Annotated in this window: 18 protein-coding genes and 1 tRNA gene; 4 read left to right on the top strand and 15 right to left on the bottom strand. The window is 60.5% G+C overall.

The genetic code is table 11. From position 1 onward, the window contains the following. Positions 1 to 5 precede the first annotated feature (5 nt). Positions 6 to 1214, top strand: coding sequence for an acyl-CoA dehydrogenase family protein (locus tag P0D96_RS28290; protein ID WP_408291525.1), 1209 nt, complete (start codon positions 6 to 8; stop codon positions 1212 to 1214). A gap of 12 nt (positions 1215 to 1226) precedes the next feature. After that, complete coding sequence (locus tag P0D96_RS28285; protein ID WP_408316712.1) at positions 1227 to 2357, top strand: acyl-CoA dehydrogenase family protein; 1131 nt, start codon at positions 1227 to 1229, stop codon at positions 2355 to 2357. A 445-nt stretch (positions 2358 to 2802) separates the two neighbouring features. Here the strand turns inward: P0D96_RS28285 and bfr are convergent, their stop codons facing one another. Beyond that, a complete protein-coding gene (bfr, locus tag P0D96_RS28280; RefSeq protein WP_132373708.1) occupies positions 2803 to 3279 on the bottom strand; it encodes a bacterioferritin in 477 nt (158 codons plus the stop codon). Positions 3280 to 3790: 511 nt separating this feature from the next. Between bfr and P0D96_RS28275 the strand changes: the two genes are divergently transcribed. Beyond that, positions 3791 to 5596 carry a cytochrome P450 gene (locus P0D96_RS28275; RefSeq protein ID WP_408316710.1) on the top strand — a complete coding sequence of 602 codons (1806 nt, stop codon included), beginning with the start codon at positions 3791 to 3793 and terminating at the stop codon, positions 5594 to 5596. 72 nt (positions 5597 to 5668) lie between these two features. Here P0D96_RS28275 and P0D96_RS28270 read toward each other — a convergent pair whose 3' ends face one another. From P0D96_RS28270 to P0D96_RS28255, 4 genes are read right to left on the bottom strand one after another with little or no spacing between them, the layout of a single operon-like run. Then, the gene (locus P0D96_RS28270) at positions 5669 to 6961 is read right to left on the bottom strand and encodes an NAD(P)/FAD-dependent oxidoreductase (protein WP_408291518.1); all 1293 of its coding nucleotides are present in this window, start codon (positions 6959 to 6961) and stop codon (positions 5669 to 5671) included. Positions 6962 to 6969: 8 nt separating this feature from the next. Next, entirely contained in the window at positions 6970 to 7716 is a 747-nt protein-coding gene (locus P0D96_RS28265; protein ID WP_408316708.1) for an amino acid ABC transporter ATP-binding protein, read from the bottom strand. Continuing rightward, positions 7713 to 8369 carry an amino acid ABC transporter permease gene (locus P0D96_RS28260; RefSeq protein ID WP_132373704.1) on the bottom strand — a complete coding sequence of 219 codons (657 nt, stop codon included), beginning with the start codon at positions 8367 to 8369 and terminating at the stop codon, positions 7713 to 7715. Before P0D96_RS28260 ends, P0D96_RS28265 begins: the two co-directional genes overlap by 4 nt. A gap of 29 nt (positions 8370 to 8398) precedes the next feature. Continuing rightward, positions 8399 to 9163 (bottom strand): substrate-binding periplasmic protein, encoded by a 765-nt coding sequence (locus P0D96_RS28255; RefSeq protein WP_408180055.1) that lies wholly within the window; start codon positions 9161 to 9163, stop codon positions 8399 to 8401. A 154-nt stretch (positions 9164 to 9317) separates the two neighbouring features. Between P0D96_RS28255 and P0D96_RS28250 the strand changes: the two genes are divergently transcribed. Then, positions 9318 to 10142, top strand: coding sequence for an IclR family transcriptional regulator (locus P0D96_RS28250; RefSeq protein WP_408180054.1), 825 nt, complete (start codon positions 9318 to 9320; stop codon positions 10140 to 10142). A 43-nt stretch (positions 10143 to 10185) separates the two neighbouring features. Here P0D96_RS28250 and P0D96_RS28245 read toward each other — a convergent pair whose 3' ends face one another. From P0D96_RS28245 to thrS, 10 genes are all read right to left on the bottom strand, one after another. Next, the gene (locus P0D96_RS28245) at positions 10186 to 10755 is read right to left on the bottom strand and encodes a thioesterase family protein (protein WP_408316706.1); all 570 of its coding nucleotides are present in this window, start codon (positions 10753 to 10755) and stop codon (positions 10186 to 10188) included. Between the two features lie 536 nt (positions 10756 to 11291). After that, positions 11292 to 11368, bottom strand: a tRNA-Pro gene (locus P0D96_RS28240). A 63-nt stretch (positions 11369 to 11431) separates the two neighbouring features. Next, entirely contained in the window at positions 11432 to 11845 is a 414-nt protein-coding gene (locus P0D96_RS28235; protein WP_408316705.1) for a MerR family transcriptional regulator, read from the bottom strand. 46 nt (positions 11846 to 11891) lie between these two features. Further along, entirely contained in the window at positions 11892 to 12302 is a 411-nt protein-coding gene (locus P0D96_RS28230; protein ID WP_012433735.1) for an integration host factor subunit alpha, read from the bottom strand. A 69-nt stretch (positions 12303 to 12371) separates the two neighbouring features. Further along, positions 12372 to 14807 carry a phenylalanine--tRNA ligase subunit beta gene (gene pheT, locus P0D96_RS28225; RefSeq protein WP_408316703.1) on the bottom strand — a complete coding sequence of 812 codons (2436 nt, stop codon included), beginning with the start codon at positions 14805 to 14807 and terminating at the stop codon, positions 12372 to 12374. 157 nt (positions 14808 to 14964) lie between these two features. Continuing rightward, positions 14965 to 15978 (bottom strand): phenylalanine--tRNA ligase subunit alpha, encoded by a 1014-nt coding sequence (gene pheS / locus P0D96_RS28220; RefSeq protein WP_408316701.1) that lies wholly within the window; start codon positions 15976 to 15978, stop codon positions 14965 to 14967. A 158-nt stretch (positions 15979 to 16136) separates the two neighbouring features. Next, the gene (rplT, locus tag P0D96_RS28215) at positions 16137 to 16496 is read right to left on the bottom strand and encodes a 50S ribosomal protein L20 (RefSeq protein WP_006052502.1); all 360 of its coding nucleotides are present in this window, start codon (positions 16494 to 16496) and stop codon (positions 16137 to 16139) included. 29 nt (positions 16497 to 16525) lie between these two features. Continuing rightward, positions 16526 to 16723 carry a 50S ribosomal protein L35 gene (gene rpmI, locus P0D96_RS28210; RefSeq protein ID WP_028200199.1) on the bottom strand — a complete coding sequence of 66 codons (198 nt, stop codon included), beginning with the start codon at positions 16721 to 16723 and terminating at the stop codon, positions 16526 to 16528. Positions 16724 to 16970: 247 nt separating this feature from the next. After that, positions 16971 to 17495 carry a translation initiation factor IF-3 gene (infC, locus tag P0D96_RS28205; protein WP_074263967.1) on the bottom strand — a complete coding sequence of 175 codons (525 nt, stop codon included), beginning with the start codon at positions 17493 to 17495 and terminating at the stop codon, positions 16971 to 16973. 48 nt (positions 17496 to 17543) lie between these two features. Further along, positions 17544 to 19451, bottom strand: a complete 1908-nt coding sequence (gene thrS, locus P0D96_RS28200) for a threonine--tRNA ligase (protein ID WP_408291476.1) — start codon at positions 19449 to 19451, stop codon at positions 17544 to 17546. Between the last annotated feature and the right edge of the window lie 54 nt (positions 19452 to 19505).

The raw sequence follows: 19505 nt of genomic DNA, 5'->3' as shown, positions 1-19505 counted from the left end.
CCGCCATGGATCTGAACTTCACTCCTGAGGAAGAAGCCTTCCGCGCCGACGTGCAGGCCTTTCTGCGCGACAAACTCCCGCAGCGTCTCGCCGACAAGGTGCACGGCGGGCGCCGTCTCACGCGCGACGACATGGCCGAGTGGCACGCGATTCTCAACGCGCAAGGCTGGCTCGCCAATCACTGGCCAAAAGAGTACGGCGGCCCGGGTTGGAACTCGGTGCAGAAATTCATCTTCGAAAACGAATGCGCGCTGGCCGGCGCGCCGCGCGTGGTGCCGTTCGGCGTCAACATGCTCGGCCCGGTGCTGATCAAATACGGCAGCGAAGCGCAAAAGCGCCATTGGCTGCCGCGTATTCTCGATGGCTCTGACTGGTGGTGCCAGGGCTATTCGGAACCGGGCGCCGGCTCGGATCTCGCCTCGGTCAAAACCACCGCCATGCGCGGCATGGATGCGCAAGGCGAGCACTACATCGTCAATGGACAGAAGACCTGGACCACGCTCGGCCACTTCGCGAACATGATCTTCTGCCTCGTGCGCAGCGCCACGGACGTGCGCAAGCAGGAAGGCATCAGCTTCCTGCTGATCGACATGAAGACGCCGGGTGTCGAAGTGCGCCCGATCATCACGCTCGACGGCGAGCACGAAGTCAACGAAGTGTTCCTCACCGACGTGCGCGTGCCGGTCGAAAACCTGGTCGGTGAAGAGAACAAGGGCTGGACCTACGCCAAGTATCTGCTCACGTACGAGCGCACCAATATCGCCGGCGTCGGCTTCTCGGTGGCCGCGTTCAACCGCCTGCGCAAGATCGCCGCGAAACAGCGGCGCAACGGCCGGCCGCTCGCGGAAGATCCCGCGTTCGCGGCGCGCATGGCGCGTGTCGAGATCGATCTGGAGAACATGAAGACCACCAACCTGCGCGTGATCGCGGCGGTGGCGGGCGGCGGCGTGCCCGGCGCCGAGAGTTCGATGCTGAAGATTCGCGGCACCGAGATCCGTCAGGAAATCTCGTCGCTCACGCGTCGCGCGATGGGTCCGTACGCGCAGCCGTTCGTCGAGGAAGCCTTGCACGACGGCTTCGAAGGCACGCAGGTCGGCCCCGACGAAGCGGCGAGCGCCGCCTCGCTGTACTTCAACAATCGCAAGCTGTCGATCTTCGGCGGTTCGAACGAAATCCAGAAGAACATCATTTCCAAAATGATCCTTGGACTGTAAGAGGCGCACGTCATGAATTTCCAGCACACCGAAGACCGCCGCATGCTGGCGGATACGCTCAACCGTTTTGTCAGCGAGCAATACGGCTTCGCGACGCGCGACCGGGTCGCGCAGTCGGCGGAAGGTTTCAGCCGCGAGTTGTGGAGCCGCTTTGCGGAGCTCGGCACTATCGGCGCACTGTTCGATGAAGCGGACGGCGGTTACGGTGGCGGCGGCTTCGATATCGCCGTGGTGTTCGAGAGCCTCGGACGCGGGCTCGTGGTCGAACCGTTTCTGGATACGCTGATTGTCGGCCGCGCCGTTGCGCGGAGCGGCAGCGAGGCGCAAAAGGCCGCGCTTGGGGAATTGATCGACGGCTCGCGCATCGTCGCACTCGCGCACGGCGAGCCGGACAGTCACTATGAACTGTCCCGCGTGACGACGCGCGCGCAGCGCAGCGGCGATACGTGGCAACTGAATGGCGCGAAAGCGGTGGTTCAGCACGGCGAGCACGCTTCGCTCTTTCTGGTCTCGGCGCGCACGAGTGGTGACGACGATAGCGAAGCAGGCGTGACGCTCTTTCTCGTGCCGCGCGAGGCGGCCGGTGTCAGCGTGCGCGGCTATCGCAAGATCGACGGCGGACGCGCGGCCGAAGTGACATTCGACAACGTCACGCTCGGCGGCGACGCGTTGCTCGGCACGGCGGACGCGGGCTTCGCGACGCTCGAATACGGGATTGGCTGCGGCGTATTGGCTCTGTGCTCCGAAGCCGTCGGCGCGATGGATGTCGCCAAGGACTACACGCTCGACTATCTGCGCACGCGCAAGCAGTTCGGCGTGCCGATCGGCAGCTTCCAGGCGTTGCAGCATCGCATGGCCGATCTGCTGCTGGAGATCGAGCAGGCGCGCTCGGCGGTGATCAACGCGGCGGCGGCGCTCGGCGCCGAACGCAAGGTGCGGGAGCGCGCGGTGTCGGCGGCCAAGTACAGCATCGGGCGGATCGGCGCGCTAGTGGCGGAGGAATGCATTCAGCTGCATGGCGGGATCGGCATGACGTGGGAACTGCCGCTCGCCCATTACGCGAAGCGCCTCGTGATGATCGATCATCAGCTCGGCGACGAGGACCATCATCTCGAGCGGTTCGTCGCGCTGGGCCGCGAATGAGCGGGAGGCGCGAGGTAGTGAAACGCCATCAATGAATCGGGTAGATGTTTGCTGGAGTATGGCGATCGCGTCGGCCTGTTTCGGTGCAACCAGGCCTGCGATCGTCCGTGATCATCACGAGTACAGGGCGCGCACGCTCTGTTGCGCGTCGAGTCGGACGGCAGACATCGAACAACCCCTTTTGTATCGAACGTCTTACATACCAAGCATTCGCATCTAAAACTCGATCGGCTTCTTCCCGCCACGGAAATAAGGCGCATGGAGTGTCTACAGCGTTGACGGCGGCCCGAGAAGGCCGCGTTTGATGATTCTCAGGCGATCGCAGAAGCGGAAGTAACAACACGCAAACCTGGCCGATGCCGCCTGGCGCCCAATAATGGGCGCCTCACGCTCGGGCCAGCGCGCTGGCGTTCAGGTCATCCGTAGGCCGCTTGCTAAAGCGACCTCACTCCGGCGAATCCATTCCTGACTGCAGATAGTTCTGGATGCCGACCTTGTCGATCAACTCCAGATTGGTCTCGAGCCAATCGATATGTTCTTCGGTGTCGTCGAGGATATGGGTCAGTATCTCGCGCGAGATGAAGTCGCGAACCGATTCGCAATAAACGATAGCCTCCTTGCAGGTGGCCTGCGACATCTGTTCCAGCTTCAGATCGCACTCCATGATCTCTTTGGTTTCTTCGCCGATCAGCAGTTTGTGAAGGTCTTGCAGATTAGGCAGGCCGTTCAGCATGAAAATGCGCTCGATCAGCAGATCGGCGTGCTTCATCTCACCGATGGATTCGTCATATTCATGCTTGCCGAGCTTGTCGAGCCCCCAGTGGCCGTACATGCGCGCGTGCAGGAAATACTGATTGATCGCGGTGAGTTCGTTTTTCAGTTGCGAGTTCAGGTATTCCAGGACCTTTGGGTCGCCTTGCATATTACCTCCCTGTTTCGTGTGCGAAGACCCCGGTGCCGCCGAAGGATTGATTGGTCGGGCAGGTTCTTTGGTGGCGTTGCACCAACACGGAACCGGCCTCACGTCTTATGTTTTCTGCCGTCTATCCCAGCATAGCGCATCGAAACGGCAAGGCAAAAAATGAGAATCGTTATCAACGACTTAGGGTAAAGGTTACGTCAGCGCTGAGAACGCGCCGCCGGCTTGCTGCCGCAAGCCGCATGCCACCTGGGGCGCCGGCTTTAACAACAGCGACAGCAGTTGAGATTCGCGCACTGCGGAACTGACGCGCCGGCATCTTTCTACTTCGTGCCAACGAGCCCAAAGAAAAGGCGGCACGACACTAGATAGCGTGCTTGGCTCCATTCGACAAATGACTAGTATGGTTTGGTGACCAATCGCCTCCGACGCCGTGGCGCACAACATGGATTGCGACTTACCTGTTGCTTAGGCGGCGGATGAAACGATGCCTGGCTGACGAAGGAGCGACAAAATGAACGCGAGTCTTCAGGCGATGCGACCGCGCTCTCCAGACACGGTCGTGATTGCTCGCACGAAAGAACTCGAAGACAGTCGCGTCAAGGCGGTGAACATCGACGGAATAGATTTGATCGTACTCAGGCACGCCAACGCCATTTCGATTTTTCAGGGCCGCTGTCCGCATGAAGGCACCCTCCTTTCCGAAGGAACGATAAAAGACGGCCTTTTAACTTGCCGGGCGCACGATTGGCAGTTCAATTGCTCGTCAGGCTGCAAACAAGGACTGGGTGTATCGGATCTGAAGAGATTCGACGCGATCATCGAAGACGGCGACGTGAAAGTCGATCGCAACGAAGTGCAGGCATGGAATGCAAAGCGCTCTGCCCCGGACCATAAGACGCCGCACCGCGCCTCTCCCGTCAGATCGCTTTCCCAGCTTCCAGGCCCAAAGCGAATTCCGTTTCGGGGCACTACATTGCAGCTACAACCCGAGAGGCTGCATCTCGTACTCGAACAGTGGTCCAGGGAATTCGGCCCTGTGTACACGTTCAGGTTGATCGGCCGCCCCTTCGTCGCGATCGCCGATCCGATTCTCATCCATCAGGTCTTGCGCGATCGACCCGGCGCTTATCGCCGCTGGAACACGATCGAAACGGTCGCGCGGGAACTGGGTATCAACGGCGTCTTCTCCACGGAAGGCGACGCCTGGCGAAGGCAGCGCCAACTCGTCGCAAAAGCACTGGATCCGCTGCATCTGCGGGCTCTCTTCCCGTCGCTGTGCGAGATGACAAGGCGATTGCTGCAGCGATGGGAGAGCGCGACTCTCGCTCAGCAAGCCATCGATATTCAGAACGACTTGATGCGTTATACGCTGGACGTCACGACGAATCTTGCCCTTGGATATGACATGGGCACCATCGACGGCCAAGGCCAGGGCGACGTGATCCAGCGGCATCTCGAAGTCATGTTCCCGGCGATCAACCGGCGAATCAATGCGCCCTTCCCCGTTTGGCGTGACACGAGGCGACCCGCCGACAAAGCGCTGGATCGCGCCTTGATCGCCGTTCAGGCGCTCACGAAGGAACTCATCGCCGCCAACCGTGCGCGGCTCGCGCAACGCTCGGCAGCGAACGCGATTCCCGCGAACCTGCTCGAGGCACTGCTCATGGCGCAACAGGAGGGGGAGGCGCCGCTGACAGACGACGAAGTGCTGTCCAACGTGTTCACCATCCTGTTAGCCGGGCAGGACACAACGGCGAGCACCATCGCCTGGGTTGCGTATTTCATGGCCTCTCACCCAGAGGTTCAGCGCAAAATGCAGGAAGAAGTCGACGCGGTTATCGCGCCTGCGGCCATGCTCGAAGATTTCGACGCGGGCGACGCCCTCCCCTATCTGAACGCCGTAATCAACGAAGCCATGCGGCTCAAATCCGTTACGCCAGTTCTCGCAGTCGAGCCGAATTACGACGTCCAGGTCGGCGACATCGCGATTCCAAAGGGGGCAATACTGTCGTTATTGACGCGCGAGGCAGGACTGCAGCAAGGCGGCAACTCGGCGGTCGACGTATTCGATCCGGACCGCTGGCTCACTGGCGCGAGCGCCGCCAGTCATCATCGAGCGGGCTTCATGCCGTTCGGCTCAGGACCGCGCCTGTGCCCGGGACGCAGCCTCGCTTTGATGGAAGTGAGATCCGCAGTGGCCATGCTGTGCCGCAACTTCGACCTGTTGCAGGTCAAAGACGCGCCCGAGGTAGAGGAAGTGTTCGCGTTTTCGATGGTACCGCGGAACCTGCGCGTCGAACTGCGCCGACGCGGCTAGTCGATCCATCGACACAAGACGGGCTCCCTTCTGTGCGCGCCAATCGTGCCGACGCGAAGCTGAACGGCGCGCTCACGAAAGCGCGTCGAGCAACGCATACCATGCCACTCCCGCGCTGATATAAAACCGCTGCAACGCATGCAACGGTATCGGTTCGATCGAAGTCGGCGGAAACGGCAAGCCTCTCGTCGTCCCGGCGATAAATGCGGCCAGATGCTTTCCCAACGTAGTCGCCATTGCGATGCCACGTCCGTTGTAGCCGAGCGCGATCGTCACGCCTTCCGCCGGCACATGCACGTGCGGCAAGAAGTTGCGCGTAATGGCGATGCGGCCCGCCCAGCGGAATTCGTACTCGGTGCCCTTCAGCTGTGGAAACATCAACTGCGCGGCACGCTCGAGATGCGCCCAATCCCCTGCGTTGCGAGGTTCGCGAAATGGTCCTCGACCGCCCATCAGCAAGCGTCCATCCGCGTCCTTGCGAAAGTACAGCAGCAGGCGCCGCGAATCGGAAGCCACTTCGCCACCCGGCAGAATCGTTGCGCCGACGTCGCCCCGCAGCGGCTTCGTCGCGACAATGAAGCTGTTTGCCGCGATTACCGATTGCGCAAGACGTGGCCAAAGCCCGTCGGTATAGCCGTTGGTGGCGAGCAGCACCTGTTTCGCCTCGATGACCGGACCATGCGCCGTGCGAATCCGCCATCCGTTCACGCCGCGCTCGACACTCGCGGCTCGGGTTCCGCCGTGAATCGCCGCGCCCGCCGCTTGCGCCGCGCGCGCAAGGCCGCGCGCGTAGCTCAGCGGTTGCACGCTGCCCGCGCGCCGATCGACCCAGCCGCCGACGAACGCATCCGTGCCGAGCCGTTCCGATACTTGCGCGCGGTCGAGCAGTTCGACCGGCGCGCCGCGCGATTCCCATTGCCGCGCCCGCGCGTGCAGCGTGCCCAGCAGCTTGTGCGAATGGGTCGGCTGAATCCAGCCCGCGCGTGTGGCATTGCAGCGAATACCGTGGCGCGCGATCAGATCGAAGACCGTATCCGCGGCGCCGCCCGCCATTTGCACGAGCGCGTCGCCGTCGCGCGGACCGTAGCGCCGGATGAGCTCATTGGGATCGTATTTCAGGCCGGGAATGACCTGGCCGCCATTGCGGCCGGATGCTCCCCAACCGGGTTCGTTGGCGTCGATCACGCAGACGCGCACGCCCTGCTCCGCCAGATGCAACGCCGTCGACAAACCGGTATAGCCGGCGCCGACGATCGCCACATCGACCGTAATCGAATCGTCGAGCGGAGGCGTCTCGATTGCGGGTTCCGCCGTCGCTGCCCAGAGAGACGGGGGCAACGGTTTTGCAACTTCAACCTGACTCATGATGGTATTCAAATCCGATGGGCTTCGGTCGGCGCCGGCATCTTGCCGAGAAACTCGCGCGTGCGCGCATGGCGCGGATGGTCGAACAACTCCCGCGCGCTGCCTTCTTCATGGATCGCACCGTCATGAAGAAAACACACACGGTCGGCCACTTCGCGCGCAAAGGCCATTTCGTGCGTGACGACGATCATCGTCATGCCGTCGTCGGCAAGCTGGCGCATCACCCCGAGCACTTCGCCGACCAGTTCCGGATCGAGCGCCGAGGTGGGTTCGTCGAAGAGAATCGCTTTCGGCTCCATAGCCAGCGCGCGTGCAATCGCCACACGCTGCTGCTGACCGCCCGACATTTCCGCGGGATAAGCATTCATCCGATGCGCGAGGCCGACCTTGTCGAGCAGATGCCGCGCCCGCTCGCGTGCCTGAGCGCGCACTTCTTTCTTGACGAACACCGGCCCCTCGGCCACGTTTTCCAGCGCCGTGCGATGGGGAAACAGATTGAAGCGCTGGAACACCATGCCGACCTGCGCACGCAGTTCGTGAATCTGCTTCGATTTCGCATCGACGGCGCAACCTTCGACAGTAATCGCGCCGGCGTCATGCCGCTCCAGTCCGTTGATGCAGCGTAACAGCGTGGATTTGCCCGAGCCCGACGGACCGATCAGACACACGACCTGGCCGCGTTCGACACTCAGACTGACGCCCTTCAGAACGTGCTGATCGTGAAAGCGCTTGTGAATCGAGTCGACCTTGATCATCGTTTTCCCTTCAGTCCGAGGCGGCGTTCGAGCCGCCGCAGTCCATAGACGAGCGGCAGGCTGAGTCCGAGATAAAGCAGCGCGACCAGCGTGAATACCGTCATGTTCTGAAACGTCGACGATGCAATGAGCTGCCCTGCACGCGTCATTTCGGCGACCGTGATCGTCGAGGCGAGCGACGAATCCTTGAGCATCATCACGAGCGTATTGCCGTATGGCGGCAGTGCGATCCTGAACGCCTGGGGAAGCACCACGCGCCGCATGATCATCGCGCCGCGCATGCCGATGGACTGCGCCGCTTCGATCTGCCCGTGATCGATCGCCTGAATGCCCGCGCGGAAGTTCTCCGCCTGATACACCGAGTACGCGATACCGAGCCCGATGAAGCCGGCCTGGAAGGCCGACAACTGCACGCCGAGATCGGGCAGCACGAAGTAGATATAAAAGAGCTGAACGATGATCGGCAGTCCGCGAATCACGTTGATAAACGTGGCGGCCGCGTTCGACACGATGCGGTTGTCGGACACGCGCATCAGCGCGAGCACCAGACCGAGCACGGTGCTCAGAATGAACGAGCAGAAGGTGATCTCGATCGTGACGACCGCGCCTTTCAGCAGGATCGGCAGGAATTCGACGGCGTTCTGGAAGAACATGGCGGGCAGTCCTTATTCTGAAGACGGCGTCATTCCACCTGCCACTTCTTGACGATCTGCGTCAGCGTGCCGTCAGCCTTGATCTTCTTGATGCCGGCGTTCAACTGCTCCAGCGTGGCCGTGTCGCCCTTGCGCACGACGAAACACAATTGACCTTTTACCGACGGCTGATATCCGCTGACGAGGCGCAGTTGCGGATTCGGATTGTGCTGAAGCTGATACGCAATGATCGGATGGTCACCGAAGCCCGCCTTGATGCGGCCCAACGCGACGTCGCGCATGATGTCGGCGACCGAATCGTAGGTGCGCACTTCCTTGAAGATGCCCTTCTTGTTCAAGGCGTCGACGAAAGCGGTGCCGACCTGCGCGCCGACGATCTCGCCCTTGAGATCGTCCATTGACGTGTACTGGCCTTTGTCGTCGGCGCGTACGATCAGGCCTTCGCCATACGAATAGACCGTGTCGGAGAAATCGACCACCTGCTCGCGCGCCGGCGTCTTCAGCATGGCCGCCGAAATGATGTCGATCTTTTTGGTGGTCAGCGACGGAATCAGCGACGAAAACGTGGTCTGCTCGATCTTCACATCGAAGCCTGCCGCCTTGCCGGTCGCGGTGATCGCATCGACGAGCAGCCCCTGGATCGAATTGCTCTTCACGTCGAGAAAGGTAAAGGGCACCCCGGTGGCCGTCGAGCCGACCTCGTAGGTGGTGGCGGCCGCCGACCAGGCCGGCGCACCGGCGAGCAGCAATCCTGTTGCAAAGACACTAGCGAAGCGTTTGGCAAACTGGAACATGAGTCTCTCCACGGGGTTGGTGAGGGCCGATGGAAATATCGGCAGCCATCGGTTAGAGCATGATATTCGAATCAAAAATATCGACAATCGTAAATTGCGTATCGATATTCGATATGCTAGTCTCGATCACGCACCTAAACAATTGGGTAATTCCATGACACGCAAGACGCCCGACGCGCAGCGGCAAGCGCCTCCGGAGCCGGATGAGACGCCGGACGCACTGTTCAATCAGTCGCTGGAGAAGGGAATCGCGGTGCTGCGCGCGTTCAGTGCGCAGCGCAGGTCGATGACGCTGCCGGAAGTCGCGGAGGCGACGTCCATCACCAAGAGTTCTGCGCAGCGCATGATCTACACGCTGGAGAAGCTCGGCTATGTGAGAAAGCATCCGCGTACGAAGCGGTATCAGCTCGCGCCGCGCGTGATGCAAATCGGTTTCAACTATCTTGCGGCCGACACGCTGATCGACGTCGCCAACCCGTTTCTCTCCGAGCTCACCAACGTCACTGGGGAGACGACCAATCTGACCGAGCCGGACGGTGTCGACATGGTCTACGTCGCGCGCTTCGTCTGCATGAAGTTCGTGCCGATTCATATGCCGATCGGCAGCCGTATTCCGATGTACTGCACGGCGTCGGGGCGGGCGTATCTCGCCGCGCTGCCGGAAGACGAGTCACGCGCGCTGCTGGTGGCCAGCGATCGTGTAACGCACACGCAGTACACCGTCACGGATCTCGAGGAGATCGGGACGCGTCTCGCGCTTGGGCGGCGCAACGGCTACGCGTCGAACCGCGAGGAGTTGTTCATCGGCGATATGACGATTGCGGCGGCCGTGCTCGACGGAGAGCGCCGGCCTGTCGGTGCGGTTCATGTCGTCGCGCCGACGAGCCGCTGGACGCTCGCGGAAGCAGAAGCGCGGCTGGCGCCGGCGGTGATCGATAGCGCGCGTGGTATCAGCAGTTCGATCAGGACGCTGGTCTGAAATGGCGTTTCGTGCGGGCTCGTAGGACCGCGCAACAGACTGCTTACCGTCGTGTGACGGTCTTCGTCTCCGGGCTCGAAGTAGAAGAAGACGGAAACTCCATCCCGCCTTCGGCCTCGCTCCAGCGCGCGACCCATTCGGGCAGCGCCGGCGATGGTTGCGTCACGCCGGACAGTTGCAGTAACTCGGCAGTCGTGACGACACCGCCGCTTCGCTTCAGGAAGCGCGCTCGCACGACGGCCAACGCGACTTGCGCATCGTCGCGCATGAACCCTTGCTCGATGAAGATGTGCTTGTCATCCCAGCCGATCACACGGGTCCGGACGTCATAACGGTTACCGAGTTCGAGCGAGCGGTGAAAACGCATCGTTTCCAGCGTGACGACCGGATACCAGCGTTGAGCCTTCAATTGGCGCCACAAGCCGCTGCGCATCATCAGATCGACTCGCGCCAGATCGAGGATCGTGAAATAACGGCCGTTGTTCATGTGGAGCAAGACGTCGAGGTCATTCAACCAGACGCGAAAAGGCGTGACGCACGTATCGAGCACATGCAGCCGGCTGCGGCGCCGGCTGGTGAGTATCAGAAGCAACAAACGAAGTAGCAGACTCATGCGGAAACCTGGTGGTAGCGACGCGCCGGACGCGGCAGCGAAACGTGCATGGTAGTCGCGTGGAGATGATCCGGGATTGAGGTGACGGGCAAATCCGTAGAGCGCTTGCTCGAAAACGAGTGACGTAGTCGATATTGGCAGGACTATGCCGTTGAGGTTTGAATATTATTATGGATTCTTAAGCGCTTTTTTTCGAGGCGCATACATGTCCGGAAAAACGTGCGGAGAATCACGCCGCCGTTTGCTTCGCATTCGTTCTTTCACTGTCCGCCGCTGTCGAAAACAGTACGCGATCTTCGAGAATTGATAGGCGCTCGAGGTATTGATCGGGTTGTGTAGCCCGCCTTGCCGCCGAAGTTGGGTTGCCTTGAGCACGCGCCCAGCGCGGAGAGCGTCGGCGAATAGTTGAGCGGACTGACCAAATAGCCACCCGTTGTCGGCGACAGATTGAGGCGGACGATCCAGTAACCAGATGGTAATCAACGCCGGAATAGAAAAAGGCCTTACAAGCAATGCTTGCAAGGCCTTGATTTCTTTGGTCGGGGCGAGAGGATTTGAACCTCCGACCACCTGCACCCCATGCAGGTACGCTACCAGGCTGCGCTACGCCCCGAACAGCACAAAATTATAACAGACACTTCATTCGATTAGAACCGCCTTCTGCTAACAAAGGCAACTAGTGCCCCAGCAAATCGATCACGTTCAGCAATTCCTTGCGCAACTGCTCGACGTCCACCGTGACAGCGGCTGTGGTTGCCGCCGGCATTGTTGCGCCCTCGCCTTCCTCGACCATATCGCCCGGCGCACCGTGCGCCCCGCCGCCATGTGAATCGAGCCGGTTGCGCGCGCCGTTGATCGTGAAGCCCTGCTCATACAATAGTTCACGAATCCGCCTGATCAACAGCACCTCATGATGCTGGTAATACCGGCGATTGCCACGTCGCTTGACCGGCCTCAACTGCGTGAACTCCTGTTCCCAGTAGCGCAAGACATGCGGTTTCACGCCGCATAGTTCGCTGACCTCACCAATCGTGAAGTAGCGCTTCGCCGGAATCGGAGGCAAGACGACTTTTTCGATCGTCGCTGTCATCGTCAGTTAGCCGTCGTGGTGGGTTGCGCAGGAACGCGCCAGTCGATCAGCGCGTGAAGCTTGCTTCAGCGCCGTTCTCGACCAGCGCCTTCAGCTTTTGACTCGCATGGAACGTCACAACGCGGCGCGCGGCGATCGGAATCGCCTCGCCCGTCTTTGGGTTTCTACCGGGACGCTGGGGTTTGTCGCGCAACTGGAAGTTGCCGAACCCCGACAGCTTCACGCTGTCGCCACTCTCCAGCGCGTCGCGGATCACCTCGAAAAACGCTTCGACCATGTCTTTCGCTTCCCGCTTGTTGAGCCCGACATTGTCGAACAGCAACTCAGCAAGTTCCGCCTTGGTAAGCGTCGGCGTTTCAGTGGAAACGACGGCGGGTGATGTCGGAATTTCGCGAATCATGGCGCTGCGTTGCGCCGTAAGAAGGGCTTCGAAATCACTCGAGTTCATTTCATTCATATCTATCAAATGGCGCGCCAAGCAGAAAACAATGGATGCGGAAACAGCCGTGCAATTGTTAAATGCGGGTTATCCGCGCAACCGTGCGCCATATACTCGAGCCAGACGTTCCACCAGAGTTTGAATGGCCAGATCGACCGTTTCATCCTGAAGGGTTCCGCCAGTATCTTGCAAGGTCACACGGAACGCAAGGCTTTTCTCGTGAGCGGCCAGACCACCGGAAGTGTTTGATTTTGGACGGAATTCGTCGAAAAGCGCAACCTTCTGAACAGTCTTGCAGGCGGGTTCGGACTGGGCCTTCTGAAGCTCGTCCAGCAGTGCCTGAACCTCGATTTTCTGATCGACGACCACGGCAATATCACGACGCACCGGCTGGAATTTAGACACTTCCGACGGAGTGGGCAATACGCGCTGCATTAATGCTTCCGCTTCGATTTCAAACAGAATCGGCGCATGCGGTAAATCATATTTTTGCATCCAGCGCGGATGCAATTCGCCAATCCAGCCGACTGCGCGGCCATTCAGTTCGATACGCGCGCTGCGTCCCGGATGCAGCGCCGGATGTTCCGCTTTCACGAAGCGCGCGACCGCCGGTGCCAGCACGGCTTCCAGATCGCCCTTCACGTCGAAGTAGTCGACCGTGCGCGTCGCCGCGCCCCACTGCTCTTCGAGCGCGGGACCGTACGCGAGGCCGCCGATCATCTTCGGCTGCGCGAATCCTTCGACCGTCAGTTCACCGGCCTTGATCGACGGATCGTGCAGGAACACGCGGCCGGCTTCGAACACGCGTACGCGATCCGCCGCGCGGCGGTTCAGATTCGTACGCAGCACGTGGATCAGGCTGCCGAACAGCGTGGTGCGCATCACCGACAGCTGGCTTGCAATCGGATTCAGCAGACGTACCGGCTTGTCGTTGCCGGCGAAGTCCTGTTCCCACTCGGCATCGACGAAACTGAAGTTCACCGTTTCCGCGAAGTCGCGCGCCGCGAGCGCGTGACGGATCACGTGGATCGAACGCTGCGTTTCGTTGGTCGCTCGCATCTCGCTGGTCGCGACCGGCGGACGTGCGGGAATTTTCTCGAAGCCGTAAATACGCGCGACTTCTTCGATCAGGTCTTCTTCGATTTCGATATCGAAGCGATACGACGGCGGTATCACCGAGAACGTATCTTCATCACGCTCGAACGACAGGCCGAGGCGCGTGAAAATCTGCGCGATTTCCTCCGCGTCGATCTTGATGCCGATGATGCGATTCGCGCGCGAGACACGCATCTTCACGGGCTCGCGCTTCGGCACGTTGACGACCTGATCGTCGACCGGGCCGGCTTCGCCGCCGCAGATGTCGAGGATCAGTTGCGTGATGCGTTCGATATGATCGACGGTGGTCGCGTAGTCGACGCCGCGCTCGAAGCGATGGCCCGCGTCGGTCGAGAAGTTGTATTTGCGCGAGCGGCCGCGAATGCTGTCGGGCCACCAGAACGCGGCTTCGAGATAGATGTTGGTGGTGTCGAGCGTGACCGCCGTGCTGTCGCCGCCCATGATGCCCGCGAGGCTTTCGATGTGCTGCTCGTCGGCGATCACGCCAACGGTTTCATCGAGCTCGACCGTGTTGCCGTTCAGCAGCTTGAGCGTTTCGCCCTTGCGGCCCCAGCGCACGTCCATGCCGCCATGGATCTTGTCGAGATCGAACACGTGCGACGGACGACCCAATTCGAGCATCACATAGTTCGAGATATCGACGAGCGCGGAGATGCTGCGCTGACCCGAACGCTCCAGACGCTCGACCATCCAGTGCGGCGACTTGGCGCGTGCATCCACGCCGCGAATCACACGGCCCGAGAAACGGCCGCACAGATCGGGCGCCGAGATTTTGACGGGCAGCGTCTCGTTGAGCTTCACTTCGACCGGCTTGATCTCGAGCGGGCGCAGCGGCGCGCCGGTGATCGCCGAAGTCTCGCGCGCCACGCCGAACACCGACAGACAGTCCGCCTTGTTCGGCGTCAGCTTGATCTCGAAAACGGTGTCGTCGAGATTGAGCGTTTCGCGGATGTCCTGGCCGATCGGTGTATCGTCCGGCAGGATCATCAGGCCGCTATGATCTTCGGAGAGCTTCAGTTCACGTGCCGAGCACAGCATGCCCTGGCTTTCCACGCCGCGCAGCTTGGAGAGCTTGATCGCGAACGGCGTACCGCCTTCTTCGGCCGGCGGCAGTTGCGCGCCAACCAGCGCGACCGGCACCTTGATGCCGGGCGCCACGTTCGGCGCACCGCACACGATGTTCAGCGTCGCGCCCGTGCCGGCGTCGACCTGACACACGTTGAGCTTGTCCGCGTCCGGGTGCTTGACGACTTCCAGCACCTGGCCGACGACGATCTTCGAAGTCGGCGGCGCGGCCGGCCGCAGGTCTTCGACTTCGAGACCCGCCATCGTCAACGCGTGCGACAGTTCATCGGTCGTCAGTTGCGGATCGACAAAAGTTCTCAGCCAGGATTCCGGGAATTGCATGGTTCTGTGTACGTTCTGATCAGGTTAGGTCCACGTCCGGCAGTGCCTGGCGTGACTCGGTGTTCGTGAGAATCGCCGGTCACTGCCGGGGACGCTGTGGCGGCATGCACTGCGTGCCTTGCCGCGCTCAATGCTTGACGCGTTCGTACGCGCCGGTTCAGGCGAATTGACGCAGGAACCGCAGGTCGTTTTCGAAGAACAGACGCAGGTCTTGCACGCCGTAACGCAACATGGTGAGTCGCTCGAGGCCGCTGCCGAAAGCAAAACCGATGTAACGCTCCGGGTCGAGGCCCATGTTGCGGATCACCGTGGGGTGAACCTGGCCCGAGCCCGAAATTTCGAGCCACTTGCCGGCGTTCTTGCCCGTTTCGAACAACATGTCGATCTCGGCCGACGGTTCGGTGAACGGAAAATACGACGGACGGAAGCGCACGAGAATGTCGTCGCGCTCGAAGAATTTCTTGAGGAAGTCGGTGTAGACGCCCTTCAGATCCGCGAAGCTGATGTTCTCGTCGATCCACAGGCCTTCGACCTGGTTGAACATCGGCGAATGCGTCGCGTCGCTGTCCACACGGTAGGTGCGGCCCGGCACGATCACCTTGATAGGCGGCGTATTGGTGCGCGCGTAGCGAACCTGCATCGGGCTGGTATGCGTGCGCAGCAGCAGTTGGCGGCCGTCGGCATCTTTGCCGTCGACGTAGAAGGTGTCCTGCATGGAACGCGCCGGATGATTTTCCGGGCTGTTCAGCGAGGTGAAGTTGTACCAGTCGGTTTCGATTTCGGGGCCGTCGGCCACGTCGAATCCGATCGTGCGGAAAATCTGTTCGACGCGCTCCCACGTGCGCATCACCGGGTGCAGACTGCCTGCGCCGGTGCCGCGGCCCGGCAGCGTGACGTCGATGGCTTCAGCGGCGAGGCGCTGATTCAGCAGCGCGTCAGCGAGCGCCTGACGGCGGGCCGTCAATGCGGCTTCCACTTGTTGCTTGACGAGGTTGATCCGTGCGCCTTCGGTCTTGCGCGTTTCGGAATCGAGTTTGCCAAGGCCCTTCAATAGCTCGGTCAGCGCACCCGATTTGCCGAGAAAGCGTGCTTTCTCGTTCTCGAGGGTGGTGACGTCGGAGGCTTCTGCGAAGGCTTTTTGCGCGTCGGCGACAATCTGGTCCAGATCCATTGATCCCATCATTTCAACGTCAGTGTTCAATCGAAGCAAAACTGGTTCTACCAACAAAAACGGGGCTCGGTGAGGAGCCCCGTTTTTGCTGCAACGTCACCGAGACTACCGGATCTTCGCTGCAACGAACCACGCAGTGTTAATTGCCAAAAGCGCAATCAGGCTGCAACGGCGGCTTTCACCTGCTGAACGATCGCAGCAAAAGCAGCCTTGTCGAACACAGCCATGTCGGCCAGCACCTTGCGGTCGAGTTCGATCGAAGCCTTCTTCAGGCCGTTGATGAACACGCTGTACGTCATGTCGTGCTGACGCACCGCCGCGTTGATACGCGTGATCCACAATGCACGGAACACACGCTTCTTGTTGCGGCGATCGCGGTAGGCGTATTGGCCTGCGCGCATGACCGCCTGCTTGGCGATGCGATAGACGTTATTGCGACGGCCGCGGTAACCCTTGGCCAGCTTGATGATCTTCTTGTGACGGGCCCGTGCGGTAACCCCACGTTTTACTCGAGGCATGTTTCGCTCCTATGAGTTTCGGTTAAGGGTTAAGCGAACGGCAGCATTGCGCGCACGGAGTTCATATCTGCTTCATGAACTGCCGTCGAACCGCGCAAATGGCGTTTGTTCTTGGTGGTCTTCTTGGTAAGAATGTGGCGCTTGAAGGCTTGACCGCGCTTGACGGTACCGCCCGGACGCACCACGAAGCGCTTTGCAGCACTCTTCTTGGTCTTCATCTTCGGCATGACAACTCCATTATTTGATGGATATGGGTGTGCGGTCGGCCAGTTGGCCATTACCCGCCCTTCGAAACCCACTCCACTTGGTATGCAGACCGCCTGAACCGCCGGCAGCCGCTTTTCGGGAAACGACGCGCATTGTACACACGTCGTTCCGAAACCTGCTGACACCGCACCGGACACCCGGCGCCGCATCATTTCAATCTTTCACAACCGGAGCGCGCACCACATGGCGCGCCACCGCTCCAGCCAGTTACTTCTTTTTCTTCGGAGCGAGCACCATGATCATCTGGCGCCCTTCCATTTTCGGCATCTGCTCGACCTGACCGACTTCGTCGAGATCCGTGCGCAGGCGCTCGAGCATGCGCATACCGATTTCCTGGTGAGCCATTTCGCGGCCGCGGAAACGCAACGTGATTTTCGTCTTGTCGCCGTCGTCGAGGAAGCGGATGAGGTTGCGCAGCTTGACGTTGTAGTCGCCGTCGTCCGTGCCCGGGCGGAATTTGACTTCCTTGACCTGAACGATCTTCTGCTTCAGCTTGGCCTCGTGTTGCTTCTTCGCTTCCGAGTACTTGAACTTGCCGTAGTCCATCAAGCGGCAAACCGGCGGAACCGCTTGCGGAGCGATTTCGACCAGATCCACGTCTTGCTGTTCCGACATGCGGAACGCATCAGCGAGTTTCACGATGCCGAGTGGTTCGTTCTCGACGCCGACCAGACGCACCTCGGGTGCCGTAATTTCACCGTTGATGCGGTGCGCAGACTTATCAGTAGCGATGTTACGTTTCCTCTAAAAAATTAAAAAACGAGCCGGGCTGCAAGTGGCTCAATTGAACGACTGCACGTCCTGGCGCAGACGCTCAATGAAAGTGTCGGGAGGCATTACACCCAGATCGACACCACCACGGGCACGCACGGCTACCGTTTGGGCTTCACGCTCTTTGTCGCCGACCACAAGCAGGTACGGCACCTTTTCCAGCGTGTGCTCGCGTATTTTATAGCTAATCTTCTCGTTGCGCAAATCGGCCTCTACTCTAACCCCTTGTTTTTGCAACGATTGGGCTAAAGATTTCGCATATTCGGCCTGACTTTCCGCGATATTCATCACGACGACCTGCATCGGCGCGAGCCATGCGGGCATTGCACCGGCGTGGTGCTCGATCAGAATGCCGAGGAATCGCTCCATTGATCCGACGATTGCCCGATGCAGCATGATCGGGCGGCGGCGGCTGTTGTCTTCGGCGACGTATTCGGCGCCCAGACGCTCCGGCAGCACCATATCAAGCTGCAACGTGCCGCATTGCCACGAGCGGCCAAGCGCGTCCTTGATGTGGTATTCGACCTTCGGGCCATAGAACGCCCCCTCGCCCGCCAACTCTTCCCACGTCACGCCGCAGGCCGTCAGCGCCTCGCGCAGACCCTGCTCCGCGCGATCCCACGTCTCGTCCGTACCGGCGCGCGCGTCCGGGCGCAGCGACAGCTTGATCTCGACATTGTCGAAGCCGAAGTCCTTGTAGACGCTCATCGCCAGCGTATTGAACGCGATCGATTCGCTGATGAACTGGTCTTCGGTACAGAAAATGTGCGCGTCGTCCTGCACGAAACCGCGCACGCGCATCAGCCCATGCAACGCACCCGACGATTCATTGCGGTGGCACGAGCCGAATTCAGCGTAGCGCAGCGGCAGATCGCGATACGAGCGCAGACCGTGGTTGAACACCTGCACGTGACCCGGGCAGTTCATCGGCTTGATCGCGTAGTCGCGCTTTTCCGATTCCGTCGTGAACATGTTTTCACGATAGTTCTGCCAGTGGCCCGACGCTTCCCAGAGCGAACGGTCCATGATCATCGGCGTCTTGATTTCGAGGTAGCCCGCGTCGTTCACGCGACGGCGCATGTATTGCTCGACCTGCTGCCACAGCGTCCAGCCGCGCGGATGCCAGAACACCATGCCCGGCGACTCGTCCTGCATGTGGAACAGATCGAGTTGCTTACCGAGCTTGCGGTGGTCGCGCTTCTCCGCCTCTTCGAGCATGTGCAGATACGCTTCCTGGTCTTCCTTCTTCGTCCAGGCCGTACCGTAGATGCGCTGCAATTGTTCGTTCTTCGAATCGCCGCGCCAGTACGCGCCCGCGACCTTCATCAGCTTGAAGACTTTCAGCTTGCCGGTGGACGGCACGTGCGGGCCGCGGCACAGATCCGTGAAGCCGCCGTGCGAGTACAGCTTGATTTCGTCGGTGGCGGGAATCGATTCGATGATCTCGGCCTTGTACTTTTCGCCGATGCTCTTGAAGTAGTCCACCGCTTCGTCGCGCGACACCACGCGGCGCGAAACCGGCTCGTCTTTCCTCGCGAGTTCCTGCATGCGCTTTTCGATCTTCTCGAGATCTTCCGGCGTGAAGGGACGGTTATACGCGAAGTCGTAGTAAAAGCCGTTGTCGATGACCGGGCCGATCGTGACCTGCGCTTCCGGATACAGATCCTTCACCGCGTACGCGAGCAAGTGAGCCGTGGAGTGGCGGATGATATCGAGGCCGTCTGCATCTTTCTCGGTGACGATGGCGAGCGCCACGTCGCGGTCGATCAGCGCGGACGTATCGACCAGCTCACCATCGATCTTGCCGCCGAGCGCGGCTTTCGCGAGGCCGGGGCCGATCGAGGCGGCCACTTCGGCGACCGTCACCGGATGCTCGTACTGTCGAACAGAACCGTCAGGCAGACGTATCGAAACCATTGCGTTCTCCGTGGTGCCGACCGGCGGCGGCACATACAACCATCAAATAAGCCA

Source organism: Paraburkholderia sp. RL17-347-BIC-D, assembly GCF_046027915.1.
Classification (GTDB): Bacteria; Pseudomonadota; Gammaproteobacteria; order Burkholderiales; family Burkholderiaceae; genus Paraburkholderia.
The sequence above is the reverse complement of the archived record's forward strand: the minus strand, read 5'-3'. Positions and strand labels throughout refer to the sequence as shown.

What these genes read in the sequence shown, in the direction of transcription:
- P0D96_RS28260 (WP_132373704.1), bottom strand. Translation starts at nt 8,369, where the DNA reads ATGTTCTTCCAGAACGCCGTCGAATTCCTGCCGATCCTGCTGAAAGGC.
- P0D96_RS28290 (WP_408291525.1), top strand. Translation starts at nt 6, where the DNA reads ATGGATCTGAACTTCACTCCTGAGGAAGAAGCCTTCCGCGCCGACGTG.
- rpmI (WP_028200199.1), bottom strand. Translation starts at nt 16,723, where the DNA reads ATGCCGAAGATGAAGACCAAGAAGAGTGCTGCAAAGCGCTTCGTGGTG.
- P0D96_RS28275 (WP_408316710.1), top strand. Translation starts at nt 3,791, where the DNA reads ATGAACGCGAGTCTTCAGGCGATGCGACCGCGCTCTCCAGACACGGTC.
- P0D96_RS28265 (WP_408316708.1), bottom strand. Translation starts at nt 7,716, where the DNA reads ATGATCAAGGTCGACTCGATTCACAAGCGCTTTCACGATCAGCACGTT.
- P0D96_RS28255 (WP_408180055.1), bottom strand. Translation starts at nt 9,163, where the DNA reads ATGTTCCAGTTTGCCAAACGCTTCGCTAGTGTCTTTGCAACAGGATTG.
- P0D96_RS28230 (WP_012433735.1), bottom strand. Translation starts at nt 12,302, where the DNA reads ATGAATGAAATGAACTCGAGTGATTTCGAAGCCCTTCTTACGGCGCAA.
- P0D96_RS28235 (WP_408316705.1), bottom strand. Translation starts at nt 11,845, where the DNA reads ATGACAGCGACGATCGAAAAAGTCGTCTTGCCTCCGATTCCGGCGAAG.
- P0D96_RS28245 (WP_408316706.1), bottom strand. Translation starts at nt 10,755, where the DNA reads ATGAGTCTGCTACTTCGTTTGTTGCTTCTGATACTCACCAGCCGGCGC.
- P0D96_RS28270 (WP_408291518.1), bottom strand. Translation starts at nt 6,961, where the DNA reads ATGAGTCAGGTTGAAGTTGCAAAACCGTTGCCCCCGTCTCTCTGGGCA.
- rplT (WP_006052502.1), bottom strand. Translation starts at nt 16,496, where the DNA reads ATGCCTCGAGTAAAACGTGGGGTTACCGCACGGGCCCGTCACAAGAAG.
- pheT (WP_408316703.1), bottom strand. Translation starts at nt 14,807, where the DNA reads ATGCAATTCCCGGAATCCTGGCTGAGAACTTTTGTCGATCCGCAACTG.
- P0D96_RS28285 (WP_408316712.1), top strand. Translation starts at nt 1,227, where the DNA reads ATGAATTTCCAGCACACCGAAGACCGCCGCATGCTGGCGGATACGCTC.
- bfr (WP_132373708.1), bottom strand. Translation starts at nt 3,279, where the DNA reads ATGCAAGGCGACCCAAAGGTCCTGGAATACCTGAACTCGCAACTGAAA.
- thrS (WP_408291476.1), bottom strand. Translation starts at nt 19,451, where the DNA reads ATGGTTTCGATACGTCTGCCTGACGGTTCTGTTCGACAGTACGAGCAT.
- P0D96_RS28250 (WP_408180054.1), top strand. Translation starts at nt 9,318, where the DNA reads ATGACACGCAAGACGCCCGACGCGCAGCGGCAAGCGCCTCCGGAGCCG.
- pheS (WP_408316701.1), bottom strand. Translation starts at nt 15,978, where the DNA reads ATGGATCTGGACCAGATTGTCGCCGACGCGCAAAAAGCCTTCGCAGAA.